General features: G+C 34.3%; 9 protein-coding genes. 8 read left to right on the top strand and 1 reads right to left on the bottom strand.

Features of this window, described 5'->3' with window-relative positions; all coding sequences use genetic code 11:
• Positions 1–116: 116 nt before the first annotated feature.
• The 3 genes from ABD859_RS06680 to ABD859_RS06690 all read left to right on the top strand — a co-directional run bounded on the left by ABD859_RS06680 (position 117) and on the right by ABD859_RS06690 (position 5952).
• A complete protein-coding gene (locus tag ABD859_RS06680) occupies positions 117–2756 on the top strand; it encodes a TonB-dependent receptor (RefSeq protein WP_345141940.1) in 2640 nt (879 codons plus the stop codon).
• 120 nt (positions 2757–2876) lie between these two features.
• The gene (locus ABD859_RS06685) at positions 2877–4097 is read left to right on the top strand and encodes an MFS transporter (protein WP_345141942.1); all 1221 of its coding nucleotides are present in this window, start codon (positions 2877–2879) and stop codon (positions 4095–4097) included.
• Positions 4087–5952 carry a trehalase family glycosidase gene (locus ABD859_RS06690; protein WP_345141945.1) on the top strand — a complete coding sequence of 622 codons (1866 nt, stop codon included), beginning with the start codon at positions 4087–4089 and terminating at the stop codon, positions 5950–5952. The genes ABD859_RS06685 and ABD859_RS06690 overlap by 11 nt, the downstream gene beginning before the upstream one ends.
• A 127-nt stretch (positions 5953–6079) precedes the next feature.
• Here the strand turns inward: ABD859_RS06690 and ABD859_RS06695 are convergent, their stop codons facing one another.
• Complete coding sequence (locus ABD859_RS06695; RefSeq protein ID WP_345141948.1) at positions 6080–7054, bottom strand: polyprenyl synthetase family protein; 975 nt, start codon at positions 7052–7054, stop codon at positions 6080–6082.
• Positions 7055–7320: 266 nt separating this feature from the next.
• On the opposite strand from ABD859_RS06695, the gene ABD859_RS06700 reads away from it, so the two are divergent.
• From ABD859_RS06700 to ABD859_RS06720, 5 genes are all read left to right on the top strand, one after another.
• A complete protein-coding gene (locus ABD859_RS06700) occupies positions 7321–7842 on the top strand; it encodes a YceI family protein (protein WP_345141951.1) in 522 nt (173 codons plus the stop codon).
• A gap of 108 nt (positions 7843–7950) precedes the next feature.
• Complete coding sequence (locus ABD859_RS06705; protein WP_345141954.1) at positions 7951–8550, top strand: TetR/AcrR family transcriptional regulator; 600 nt, start codon at positions 7951–7953, stop codon at positions 8548–8550.
• A gap of 94 nt (positions 8551–8644) precedes the next feature.
• Positions 8645–9976 carry a TolC family protein gene (locus ABD859_RS06710; RefSeq protein WP_345141957.1) on the top strand — a complete coding sequence of 444 codons (1332 nt, stop codon included), beginning with the start codon at positions 8645–8647 and terminating at the stop codon, positions 9974–9976.
• 10 nt (positions 9977–9986) lie between these two features.
• Entirely contained in the window at positions 9987–11054 is a 1068-nt protein-coding gene (locus ABD859_RS06715; RefSeq protein WP_345141960.1) for an efflux RND transporter periplasmic adaptor subunit, read from the top strand.
• A 28-nt stretch (positions 11055–11082) separates the two neighbouring features.
• Positions 11083–14259 carry an efflux RND transporter permease subunit gene (locus tag ABD859_RS06720; protein ID WP_345141963.1) on the top strand — a complete coding sequence of 1059 codons (3177 nt, stop codon included), beginning with the start codon at positions 11083–11085 and terminating at the stop codon, positions 14257–14259.
• Positions 14260–14370 lie beyond the last annotated feature (111 nt).

Here is a 14370-nt window from a genome sequence, read left to right on the forward strand (position 1 = left end):
AAACGTTTTAGGTGATTTCGAAAACGTTTTCGATTTTTAATTCTTAAATTCAAAATTAATTAGTCTTTAAGTTTACATCTATGAAATGAAAGTTTTACTAACGAAACCAAACCAAAATGAAAAAACAGCATTATTATTTACAGCTATTATTTTTGATAATATGCCTGATTACTGCTCAAAATAAAGCATTTGCGCAGGCAAAAAACACAGTATCGGGAAAAGTAGTAGATGAAACCGGACAATCGATTCCGGGGGCTAACGTATCTTTAAAAGACACGGGAAAAAATACCATAACAGATGAAAACGGGCATTATATTTTTACTGATGTAATTGCCGGAAACTATTTTGTAGAAGCCACAAATGTGGGATACAAAACGTACCGAAAAGAAATTTCAGTAAAAGAAGGAGAATCAGTAACCGTAGATTTACTTTTAGAAACCGAATCGCAGAGTTTAAAAGAAGTGGTTGTAACGGGTTCATCTGCGCCAAGATCAAAATTAGAATCGAGTGTTGCCATTACTACAATGGGAGCCAAAGCAATCGAAGACAGAGCGCCGTCGAGTACTGCAGCATTATTGCAGACGATTCCGGGATTTGTGGTTGAAGCATCTGGAGGAGAAATTGGAAACAACCTTTTCGCAAGAGGTATTCCGTCTGCGGGAGCTTACGAATATGTACAAATTCAGGAAGACGGATTACCGGTTTTTGAAGATGGTGCTTTACAATTTGCCAATGCCGATACTTTTTACCGACTTGACGAAACAGTAAGTAAAATGGAAGCAGTTCGTGGAGGTTCGGCGTCAATTTTTGCCAACAATGCTCCGGGTGGAATCATCAACTTTATTTCTAAAACGGGTCAAAATGATTTTCAGGGAAGAGCAAAATTCACGACTTCTGATTACGGAATGTTCAGAACCGACCTTAATTTATCTGGTGCTTTGGTTCAGGATAAATTGTTTTTTAACGTAGGCGGATTTTACAGAACCGATAACGGAGTAAGAAACACAGGTTTTACAGCCAATAAAGGCGGACAGATTAAAGGAAACATCACGTATAAATTTGACGACAACGATTATTTAAGAGTAAACTTTAAACATCTTGACGACAGAAATACGTTCTATTTACCAATTCCGTTAAAAAGCAACAACGGAAAAGTAGAGGGAATTCCAGGATTTAATCCAAATTACGGAACATTGACTTCAGTAAATTTAAGTCATTTAAATGTTCCTCAATATGGCGGAGGAACTTTCAGCGCTGATTTAGAAGATGGTTCACATCCGATTATCAATTCAATTGGAGCTGAGTTTAAAAAGAAAATTTCAGAAAAAGTTACTTTCAAAAACGCATTCAAACAAACCAGTATCGATTTAAATTACAATGCTATTTTCCCTAATGGGGGACCTTGGACGCAAGAAGCTTACGCAACAGGAGTTCAAAATACAACAGCAAGTAATTTAACCTACAGCTACGTAGACAACGGAGAGACTCTAGATCCAAACGCTTTGATTATGAGAGCAGATCTTTGGCATATTGAGAAAAAGATGAGCAATTTTGCTAATAATTTCTCTTTTTCTTTTGATTTAGATCCTGTAAAACTAACAGCGGGTTACTACTATTCGAACTGGAAATCAAATCAATACTGGAACTGGAATTCGTATTTAGTAAGTGTTTCAGACAATCCGAGATTATTAAATGTAACCGATAATACAACTGGAGTTGAGCATACTTGGAATGGTGTAGAAAGAATTACATGGTTAGAAAGAGACGCGCAGACAAAAGGTCTTTTGAATGATATTTACGCTGACGCGGAAATTAAAGCATCAGATAAACTGACTTTTAATGCCGGTTTACGATACAATAAAGACAAATATTCGGGATACAGAGACAACGCCAGATTTTTTGCCGAAAACTTAGGAATTCTAGACAATAATACAGCTGATGATGCGGTAACAACCGTAAAAGGAAATCCATACACATACTGGAGATATGATGTAAGCGAATGGTCATATACAGCAGCGGGGAATTATAAATTTAATGGTAATATGGCTTCTTACGTGCGTTACAGCCACGGTTTTAGATCGCCAATTGAAGAATCATTTTATGATAATGCAGCCGATTTGAGCAAATTAGAGAATACAGAAGTAAATCAGTTTGAATTAGGTTATAAATATTCAAGTTCTTTCTTCTCTGTAAATGCGAACTTATTCCACATGAATTTAAAGAATGTTGCTTTTACTGATATTTTATCTGACGGATCTTCAGAAAATAAATTTGCCGATGTAAACAATATTGGTCTGGAAGTAGAAACCAATGCGAGATATAAATTTGCAAAACTAAACTTTACATTCACGGTTCAAAAACCAGAATACGACAACTTTACAGGAACAAATGCAGATGGTTCTACTTTTGATTTTAACGGAAATACAGCACGAAGAATCCCTAAATTTTTCTGCAACTTAAGACCAGAAGTTGATATTACAAAAGATTTTACCGCATACGTTCAGTTTTCTTATTACGATAAAAAATACACGAATCAGGATAACAAACAAGTTTTACCGGCTTACAAAGAAGTGGGAGCAGGTTTAAATTATACGTATAACAATCTTCGTTTTGCAGTCGATGCTTCGAATTTATTCAATGAAATTGGTTTAACAGAAGGAGATCCAAGACAAACGACATCTGCAGCGAGCGATGTATTTATGGCGAGACCTATTTTGGGACGTGCCTTTAGATTTTCTGTAGCGATTAATTTCTAAATTTATAGTAGAGACGCACTGCAGTGCGTCTTTACATAATTCAGGTAGAGGAAACGTACAGCACTGTAGAGACACACAGCAGTGCGTCTCCCACACAGTAACCACAAAGCATAGAAAAAAATGAAAAACATAGGAATTAAAATCTCTCTTTATCTCAATTATTTTGTCTTCGCCATTTTATTAAACAGCGTAGGAATTGTGATTTTAAAATCGCAGAAAAATTATGGAGTCGATGAAGTTCAGGCGAGTATTTTAGAGGCTTTTAAAGATATGCCTATTGCCATAGTATCCTTTTTTATAGCCTCTTTTTTGCCCCGAATAGGCTATAAAAAAGCAATGCTTACAGGATTAGCTTTGGTTACTTTAGCCTGTATTTCTATGTATTTTGGAAACTCATTCGACAATGCTAAAATCCTTTTTGCCACCGTCGGAGTTTCATTTGCTTTAATAAAAGTTTCCGTTTATTCGTTAATAGGAACCGTTACCGAAACCAAAAAAGAACACAACGCCTTAATGAGCAGTATTGAAGGTTTTTTTATGGTAGGAATTGCATTGGCTTATTTTCTCTTTCCAGCTTTTAATAACGAAAACGATCCAAATTCATGGCTCAATGTATATTGGTTATTGGCAGGATTATCGTTTTTATCCTTTCTGTTTTTGTTCTTTGTAAAATTTGAAGAAACAGAAATTTCGGCCGGAGTAAATCTCAAAGATGACTTTTTGCAGATGTTCAAATTAATGGCAAAACTGCTCACCATTATTTTTGTTATCAGCGTGTTTTTATTCGTAATGATCGAGCAGGGAATACTTTCGTGGCTTCCTACATTTAACACAAAAGTGCTTCATCTGCCTGAAAATATCAGTATTATGATGGCAAGTATTCTGGCAGTTTCATTAGCTGTTGGAAGATTAATTGCCGGCATTGTAACCAAAAAAATAAACTGGATTTGGGTATTAAGTTTCTGCATCATTTCGGCCATGCTTTTGGTCACATTTGTACTTCCAAAAACCGTTGGATTAGAAGTAAAAAACATCGAAACCCTTTCAGATATTCCGTTAATTGGGTTTGCATTTCCTTTAATAGGACTTTTTATTGCGCCAATTTATCCGTTATTAAACTCCATTGTATTGAGTGCTCTGCCTAAAAACCTGCAAAGTTCCATGACCGGATTAATTGTTATTTTTTCTGCTCTTGGAGGCACATTAGGTTCCAGAATAACAGGCTGGCTGTTTAAAAATGAAGGACCGGAAAAGGCTTTTTATTTTACTTTAATTCCAATGACATTATTATTGATTTCCTTTTTTATCCTAAAAAAAATTACTGCAAAAGATGAAATTTAAACTCCATATAACCCAAACCATCGAAAAATTACTGCTTCAGGAAGATACTGACGGCGATAAAAAAATCACAATTGATGACAACGGTCCTAAAAAGTTTTTATTGAATGATGAAAACGGAAATACTGCCATAATTGAAGGAACATATCAGCTTTCAAACCTATTGCAGGAACTGGCTTTGGCGAAGAAAAATAATACCGAATTTGCTGTAATAGACTTAAATGAAATCACGGAAGATCCTGTAAAAAGAATTTCAAGAAAAATTAAAGATTTGTATTGGAAAGGTCTTACGCGAACGATTGACGCTGCCGGTGTAAAGAAAATTCTCGAAGACGATAAAATCGAAAACGAATTTGCTTATTTATATGTACCATTTGGAGACGAAATTGTTTTTGATTATTTCAAAAAATTAGAAGCCGTAACACCCAAATTAAAAGTGGTGCAATTGCCTAAAAATATTTCTCCGAAATATGTTTTATCGCTGAATAAAAAACCCGGTATTCTGGCTTTGGCACTTCAAATTAAAAACAATGAAATCTCTGGCGTTCCGTTTGTGGTTCCTGGCGGAAGATTTAATGAAATGTACGGCTGGGACAGTTATTTTATTGCTAAAGGACTTTTGATCGATGACAAAATTGAACTTGCTCTGGGCATTGCCGAAAATTTTAAATATCAGATCGATCATTACGGAAAAATTCTAAACGCCAACCGAAGTTATTATTTAACCCGCACACAGCCGCCGTTATACACATCGCTGATTATGGATGTTTTAGAAAAGTCAAATCCTGATATTTTTTGGATTGAAAGACATTTAAAAACCGCTATAAAAGAATATCTGACGGTTTGGATGGAAGAAGGAAAACGACTTACGGCAAACGGTTTAAATCGTTATAAAGCAGAAGGAATCGGACTTCCGTTTGAAGTTGAAGAAGGACATTTTGACGATATTCTGGAACAATATGCTCCCAAATACAATTTGTCGACACGCGAATTCGAAAAGAAATATCTGGAAAGAGAAGTGGTTGATGAAGAACTCGACAAATATTTTATTCACGATCGAAGCATGCGCGAAAGCGGCCACGATACAACCAACAGATTAGTTGGAGTTTGCGCCAATTTAAATACGGTCGCTATTAACAGTTTACTTTATAAATATGAAACCGATATTGCTTTTTTGATTAAGAAATACTTTAAAAATGAATTTCAGTTTTTTGAAGATAAATCTTTTACAAGCGATTATTGGCTGTTAAAAGCTTCTGCCAGAAAAGAAAAAATAAACAAATTGTTATGGAATTCTGTAAATGGAATTTATTACGATTATAATTTTGTGAATGAGAAACAACATGTTTTTGAAGCAGCGACAACTTTTTATCCGCTTTGGGCAAAAATAAGTACGCAGGAACAAGCGGAAATTTTGATAAAAAAGACACTTCCAAAATTTAAAATGAAAGGCGGAATTGCCGGATGTACCAAAGAATCAATTTCAGGTGTTGATGAAAATGCACCTATACGACAATGGGATTATCCTTTTGGCTGGGCACCGCATCAAATGCTTTTGTGGGAAGGTTTATTAAATTATAATTTTAATGATGAAGCGCAGGAAATGGTCTATCGCTGGCTTTGGCTTATAACCAGAAACGCGGTCGATTATAACGGAACCATTCCGGAAAAGTTTGATTTATCGATAAGTTCACATAAAATTTTCGCAGAATACGGAAACGTAGGAACCGAATTTAATTACATAACCGAAGAAGGTTTTGGATGGATGAACGCTTCGTATCAGTTTGGTTTAACAATCTTAAAAGAGGATTTAAAACAAAAATTATCTGATTTAGTTGATCCTGATGATTTATTCTAAAGTTCTAAAAATAATAAACCCGACAGTTTTTAAAACCTGTCGGGTTTACTAATATATAATATACCACAGATTAAAAGGATTTTCACAGATTTAATCCTTAAAATCTTTTTAATCTGTGGCAAAAAACTTAAACCTTTCTTCCCATTAAATTCTCGCCGAAAGTTCTAAGAATATCTTTCTTTTCAGTGCTGATATCCATTTTATCTAAAGTTTCAAAAGCTTTAAAAGTGTACATTTCAATAGCTTCCTGAGTTGCTTTAGAAGCTCCTGATTCATTAAAAATTGCTTTTGCAGTTTCTATTTTTTCTGAATTATCCTCTAATTGTAAGCTGAATAATTTTTGTAATTCTGAAGCTTTTTCAGAAGCAGAAAATTCTAAAGCTTTTAAGTATAAATATGTTTTTTTGTTTTCGATAATATCGCCGCCAACTTGTTTTCCAAAAGTTTCCGGATCTCCAAAAGCATCTAAATAATCATCCTGAAGCTGAAAAGCAAGTCCTAAATTTAATCCAAAATCATAAATTAAATCGCTTTCTTTTTCAGAAGTTTTAGCCACAATTGCACCCATTTTCATGGCAGCGGCAACCAAAACGGCTGTTTTATATTCGATCATTTTTAAATATTCAGGAATAGTTACGTTGTTTCTTTGTTCAAAATCAACATCCCACTGTTGTCCTTCACAAACCTCAAGAGCAGTTTTACTGAATAGCTTCGCTAAATTCCTGAAAACCTCAGGCTCATATTGTTCAAAATATTGATAAGCTAAGATAAGCATGGCATCTCCGGAAAGAATTCCGGTATTTAAATTCCATTTTTCATGGACCGTAACCTGACCTCTTCGCAAAGGTGCGTCATCCATAATATCATCATGAACCAGAGAGAAGTTATGAAAAACCTCTACAGCCATTGCCGCCGGAAGAGCCACTTTATAATTGGTGTCAAAAACTTCTGCAGCCATTAAAGTAAGTACCGGACGCATACGTTTTCCGCCAAGTCCTAAAATATATTCAATAGGTTCGTAAAGATTTTTGGGTTCCTTGTGTATGTTTTGATTTTTTAAATAATCAATAAAAAAATCCTGGTACTGGCTAATATCGTGCATAATGAAATTCTGATTTGCGAGCCTCAAAGATACAATTCAATTATGAATTATTAGATTCAAAATTTTAATTGCTCAAGAAACATTTCAAATTGGGCATAAAACTGACTCAGAATTAAAATGTTAAAATATTTTCTAAAAAACTTGGAAACTTTTTTGGTATTTATAGTTTCCTGTCTATATTTGCACCGTTATTCGGAAACTAAGAACACTAAAAAAGTTTCCGTAAGAGTTTTTTAGAATTTTAAACTCCACTAAAACAGTTATTTATGAAAACAACATGGACCCTAGATTCTACTCAATCAGATGTTTTAATAAAAATGAGACATTCGATAATTGCTTATTTGGGAGGAACAACAAACAAATTTGGCGGTTATGTGAATATTGAAGATAATGAAATTGAAGATGCCTCGGTTGAGTTTTCACTGGATATTAATAATAAGAATGAAAGCTTTCAGCAAATTGATACCAATTTGCAGCTTCAGGACTTTTTTGATGTAGATGAGCATCCAATTATAAGTTTTAAATCAACTTCATTTCAAAAGATAAATAATAATATCAATTTCTTTAAAGGCGATTTAACGATAAAAGATGTGACTAAAGTAGTAGAGCTTGATGCTGAGTTTATTGGCGTTAATACTTACAATGGAGAGAAAAAAGTTGCTTTTGAAATTAAGGGAGATATTAAACGTCAGGATTTTGGTCTGGACTATAATTCTTTTCATCATAATGGAGGTTTAGCTCTTGGAAAAGACATTAAACTGATTGCTAATTTAGAATTCAGTATATAAATCTTACATAATGAATAATTTAATGTAAAATTATTACAAATAGTATGGAAACTATTTTTTAGATTTTAGTTTCCTTTCTATATTTGTAATACAATCGGGATAATTAAAATGAAAGAGAAAATTATATCAAAAGCAAGTGAGTTGTTTTTAAGACTTGGTTTTAAGAGTGTTACAATGGACGATATTGCTGGAGAAATGTGTATTTCAAAAAAAACGATTTACAAATACTTCTGTAACAAAGAGGTTTTAATCGAAGAAAGCACCTCAATGGTTCATAGACAGGTTCATGAAATTATGGACAGTATTGTAGCCAAAAATTACAATGCGATTCATGAAAATTTTGAGATTAGAGAAATGTTTCGTGATATGTTTAAGAACAACACAGATACTTCTCCAATTTATCAGTTAAAAAAGCATTATCCGGAAATTTATCAAAACATTTTGTCTCATGAAATTGACCAGTGTACACAATGTTTTAGAGATAATATAGAAAAAGGAATTCAAGAAGGACTTTACAGAAGTGACTTAAATGTAGAGACTTATGTTAAGTTTTATTATACGCTTATTTTTCATATAAATGAAAATACGGTTTCTGAAAGTGAAGCACAAAGAATCGAATTAGAAGCTTTAGAGTATCATACTCGTGCAATGGCTACAGAAAAAGGAGTTCAGGAATTAGAAAAACAACTTAAAAGGACTATTTATTAATCATCAATCCAAATATTAATCATCATTCTTCTGTGGGAGTTTAAGAAGAGTGATGAAGCTATCTCAAAATTTAAAAATAAATATTTAACTACTTATGAAAAGAATCCTTCTTATATTTTTGTGCACAATTGGCCTGTCGGTCAACGCACAAACAACCTTAACCCTGAAAGACGCAGTCAACTATGCGCTTCAAAATAAAGCCGATGCTAAAAAAGCGAAACTTCAGGTTGAAAACAGCGAATATAAAATTCAGGAAGTACGATCAAGAGCATTGCCTCAAATTAGTGCTAACGGAAATTTAACGTATAATCCAATAATTCAGACTACCGTTATTGACGGAGCTGCATTTGGTGCGCCGGGAACTGCAATTCAGGCTGCTTTTGGTCAAAAATGGACCTCAACTGCAGGAGTTTCTTTAACACAGGCCATATTTGATCAGTCTGTTTTTACAGGATTAAAAGCAGCAAAATCAACTCGCGAATTTTATCAAATCAACGACCAGTTAACAGAAGAACAGGTTATAGAAAGAGTAGCAAACAACTATTATTCTGTTTATGTACAACAAGAAAGATTGGTTTTATTAGACAGTAACTATGTAAATACAACAAAAGTTCGTGATATCGTACAAGGACAATTTGATAATGGTCTTGCTAAAAAAATTGATCTTGATCGTATTATCGTAAAAATGTCAAACATTGATACAGAACGTCAGCAAATTAAAAACCAGATTGCTTTACAGGAAAATGCTTTAAAATTTTATATGGGAATGCCAATTGAATCTCAAATTGTATTGCCTAAAGAAGAATTTGAAGTTTCTCCAGTTGCCCTTACTCAGGAACCAAATATTGAAAACAGAACGGAATATCTGCTTTTGAAAAAACAAGAAGAGCTTTTAGTATATAACAAAAAAGCTGTTATCGCAGGATATTATCCAACACTTTCATTAACAGCGGGGTATAACTATATTGGTCAGGGACCTGAATTTCCTTGGTTTGCAAAACCAGAAAAAGGAGTTTACTGGTCAGATTTCTCGGCAATTGGATTAAACTTACATATACCGATTTTTACAGGATTCGGAACTCGTGCTAAAGTAAGACAAGCCGATGTTGAAATCAGATCGCTTCAGGAAGATATTAAAGACACAAAACTTTCTCTTGATTTAGATTACAGAAATGCAATTACTCAAATAAACAATAACCTTGTTACTATCGAGAATCAAAAAGAAAATATGCGTCTGGCAACAGAAATCTTAAGCAATACAAAAAACAATTATCTTCAGGGATTGGCATCTTTAACCGATTTGCTTGACGCAGAAAATGCATCACTTGAAGCTCAAAATAACTATACCAGAGCAGTTTTAAATTATAAAATTGCCGAAATATCTCTAATTAAATCAAAAGGCGAACTAAAATCTCTTACTAAATAAACTTATTACAATGAAGAAAATAATTATAACGATCGTAATCATAATCGTGGCTTTTGTCGGGATTAACTACATTTTAAATAAAAACAAGGCAGAAAACGAAGGTAAGACTGCAATTGTAGCAGAAAAAAATGCAGCAGTTTCTGTAAAAGTTGCTACAGTAAAAACAGAAGATGTAAACTTAGGTTTTACTGCAAACGGAAACTTTGCTCCAATTCAGGAATTAACTTTCTCTGCTGAAAAATCTGGAAAAGTAATTAGTGTTTTGGCTAAAGAAGGAGATTATGTAAGAGTAGGCCAGACATTATTAACAGTGAGAGGAGACGTTATTAATGTAAGTGCACAACAAGCTCAGGCTGCTTACCAAAATGCAAAATCAGATTACAGCCGTTACGAAAATGCATTTAAAACAGGTGGTGTTACAAAACAACAATTAGATCAGGCAAAATTAGCTTTAACAAATGCTGAATCAAATTTAAAACAAGCTAACATTAATGTTGGTGATACTAAAGTAAAAGCTCCAATTAATGGTTACATCAACAAAAAATACATTGAACCGGGTTCTATTTTAGCTGGAATGCCTGCAACTGCTTTATTTGATATCGTAAATGTTTCTAAATTAAAATTGACAGTTACTGTTAACGAAAGCCAGGTTGCAAGTTTAAAATTAGGAAACCAAGTAAATATTACTGCAAGTGTTTATCCTGATAAAACATTTTCTGGAAAAATTACTTTTATCGCTGCAAAAGCAGATGCGTCTTTGAATTTTCCTGTTGAAATCGAAATTACAAACAATGCTAATAACGACCTAAAAGCAGGTATGTACGGAACAGCAAACTTTGGTTCTAACAACCAAAAACAAAACTTAAAAGTAGTTCCAAGAAACGCTTTTGTAGGAAGTGTGAGCAGCAACGAAATTTTCGTAGTTGAAAACAATGTAGCTAAATTGAAAAAAGTTGTAGCTGGTAGAATTTTAGGTGATAAAGTTGAAATCATCAATGGTTTAAATGATGGAGAAGTTGTGATTGTAACAGGTCAAATCAACTTACAAGACGGAAATACAGTAGAAATTATTAAATAATTGATTGTAAAATCAATAAACAGCATATATGAAATTAGCCGAAATATCCATTAAACGTCCGTCGTTAGTAATTGTATTGTTTACAATTCTAATTTTAGGTGGATTGTTCAGCTACAGCCAGTTAGGTTATGAGCTGATCCCGAAATTTGAAACCAACGTTATTACGGTTTCTACTGTATATCCTGGAGCTTCGCCAAGTGAGGTTGAAAATACAGTAACAAAAAAGATTGAAGATGCGATTGCGTCATTAGAAAATATCAAGAAAATTGACTCGAAATCTTACGAATCACTTTCTGTAGTATCGATTACATTGCTTTCTACCGCTAACGTAGATATTTCGATGAACGATGCACAACGTAAAATTAATGCGATTTTAAGTGATCTTCCAGATGATGCCGATCCGCCGTCTTTGACTAAATTCTCTTTGAGTGATTTACCAATTATGACGCTTGGTGCGAATGGTAAAATGGACGAAGCTGCTTTTTACGATTTGATCGATAAAAAGATTGCACCCGTATTATCTCGTGTACAAGGTGTGGCGCAGGTAAACATTATTGGTGGTCAGGAGCGTGAGATTCAAGTGAATCTTGATGCTGTAAAAATGCAAGGTTACGGACTTTCTGTTCCGCAAGTACAACAAACTATTTTGACTTCGAACTTGGATTTCCCAACAGGAAACATTCAGACTAGAAATCAAAAAATCTTAATCCGTTTAGCGGGTAAATATAAAAATGTTGAAGAATTAAGAAACTTAGTAGTGTCTTCTCAAAACGGAATTCAAGTACGTTTAGGAGATATTGCTGATGTTCAGGATACTCAAAAAATCGCGGAGAAAATTGCGCGTGTAGATCAAAAAAGTGCAATTGTACTTCAAATTGTAAAACAATCAGATGCCAATGCCGTAGCGGTAAGTGAGCAGTTGATTAAAACAATTAAAACATTAGAGAATGATTACAAAGCATCTCAATTAAAATTAGAAGTTGCGAAAGACAGTACAGTCTTTACGCTTGAAGCGGCAGATTCTGTTGTGCACGATTTATTAATTGCGGTTATTCTGGTAGCATTCGTAATGTTGTTCTTCTTGCACAGTATTAGAAACTCGTTGATCGTAATGGTTTCTATTCCTGCATCTTTAATTGCAACATTTATTGGTATCTATTTATTAGGTTATACGCTTAACTTGATGTCTTTACTTGGTTTATCTCTTGTTGTTGGTATTCTTGTGGATGACGCGATTGTGGTATTGGAGAATATTTACCGACACATGGAGATGGGTAAAAGCCGAATTCGTGCATCGTACGATGGTACTGCAGAAATTGGTGGTACAGTAACTTCCATTACATTAGTAATTGTGGTGGTGTTCTTACCAATTGCAATGAGTACAGGTTTGGTATCTAATATTATTACACAATTCTGTGTTACGGTAATTATTTCTACCATGTTCTCATTATTAGCTTCATTTACAATTATTCCGTGGTTGTCTTCACGTTTTGGAAAATTGGAGCATATTGAAGGAAAAAATCTTTTCGGAAGAGTTATCCTTGGATTTGAAAGCTATTTAACTCGTTTTACAGATTGGATTTCTAATTTATTGAACTGGTGTTTAGATCACTACATTAAAACTATCGGAGTTGTATTAGTAATGTTCTTTGGTACAATCTTCTGGTTAATGGGAGGTGGATATATTGGAGGAGAATTCTTTGCATCATCTGATAGTGGTGAGTTCTTAGTACAAATCGAAATGCCAAAAGATGCTTCATTAGAGCAGACTAACTTTATGACGCAAAAAGCAGAAGCTTTCTTAAAAGGAGAGAAATATGTTTTCAGTCAGATTACAACGGTAGGACAAACAAGTGAAGGTTTAGGAGCGGCGCAGGCAACAGCTTACAAAGCAGAGATCGACGTTAAAATGATCGAACAAAAAGATCGTACAGACGATGCTAACGTTTACGCAGCTAAAACAAAACGTAAACTTGAAAAAATATTAGTTGGAGCAAAAGTTAAAACAGTTCCTGTAGGTATCTTAGGTACAGCAGAAGATGCGACTTTAGGTTTGATTGTAACAGGTCCAAATGTAGAAAGCGCTATGAAATTTGCTAAAATGGCAGAAGCTGAATTACGTACAATTCCTGGAACAACTGAGATTAAATTAACAGTTGAAGACGGAAACCCAGAGATCAACGTTCAGGTAGACAGAGATAAAATGGCTGCTTTAGGATTAACACTTCAAACTGTTGGTTTAACCATGCAAACAGCTTATAGTGGTAATACAGACGGTAAATTTAGAGCTGGTGAATACGAATACGACATCAACATCAAATACAACGAATTTGATAGAAAAAACATTACCGATGTTAGTAATTTGATTTTCATCAACAACGCTGGACAACAGATTAAATTAAACCAATTCGCAACAATTTCTGAAGGTTCAGGACCAAGTAAATTAGAGCGTAGAGATAAAACAGCTTCTGTAACCGTACAAGGTCAGAACGTTGGGGTGCCGGCGGGAACAATCGTTACGCAATGGCAGGAAAAACTAGACAAATTGCAAAAACCTACCGGAGTTAATTACATCTGGGGTGGTGACCAAGAGAACCAATCAGAAGGTTTTGGTACTTTAGGAATTGCATTATTAGCGGCTATTATTTTGGTTTACCTTGTAATGGTTGGTCTTTATGATAGTTTTGTTCACCCGTTTGTGGTATTGTTTGCCATTCCGCTTTCGTTTATCGGGGTTTTATTTGCACTGGCATTAACAAACAACACATTAAATATCTTTACCATTTTAGGGGTCATCATGTTGATTGGTCTGGTGTGTAAGAATGCGATCATGCTTGTCGATTATACCAATCAGCGAAGAGCGGCTGGAGAATCGATTAGAAAAGCATTAATTCAGGCAAACCACGCGCGTTTACGTCCGATCTTGATGACAACAATTGCGATGGTATTTGGTATGTTCCCAATTGCATTAGCATCTGGAGCAGGAGCTGAGTGGAAAAACGGATTGGCATGGGTAATTATTGGAGGTTTGATCTCTTCATTATTCCTTACTTTGATCGTGGTGCCGGTTATTTATGATATTATGGAGAAAATCATGCGTAAATTCTCTAAAGGAGAAAAAATCGATTACGAAGCTGAAATGGTTGCTGATTATGAGCATACAGAATTAAGCGAAGACGGTTTTAATCCTAAACATACCCATTAATTGATTTAATTTTAGACGAAAAAATCCCAAATTCCGAAAGGAGTTTGGGATTTTTTATTTGAGATTAGTTCTATCTCAAAGAAATTTATCCTAGTTGAGAATTTGGGATTT

Origin of the sequence: Flavobacterium ginsengiterrae (assembly GCF_039539785.1) — a bacterium.
GTDB classification, from domain to species: Bacteria; Bacteroidota; Bacteroidia; order Flavobacteriales; family Flavobacteriaceae; genus Flavobacterium; species Flavobacterium ginsengiterrae.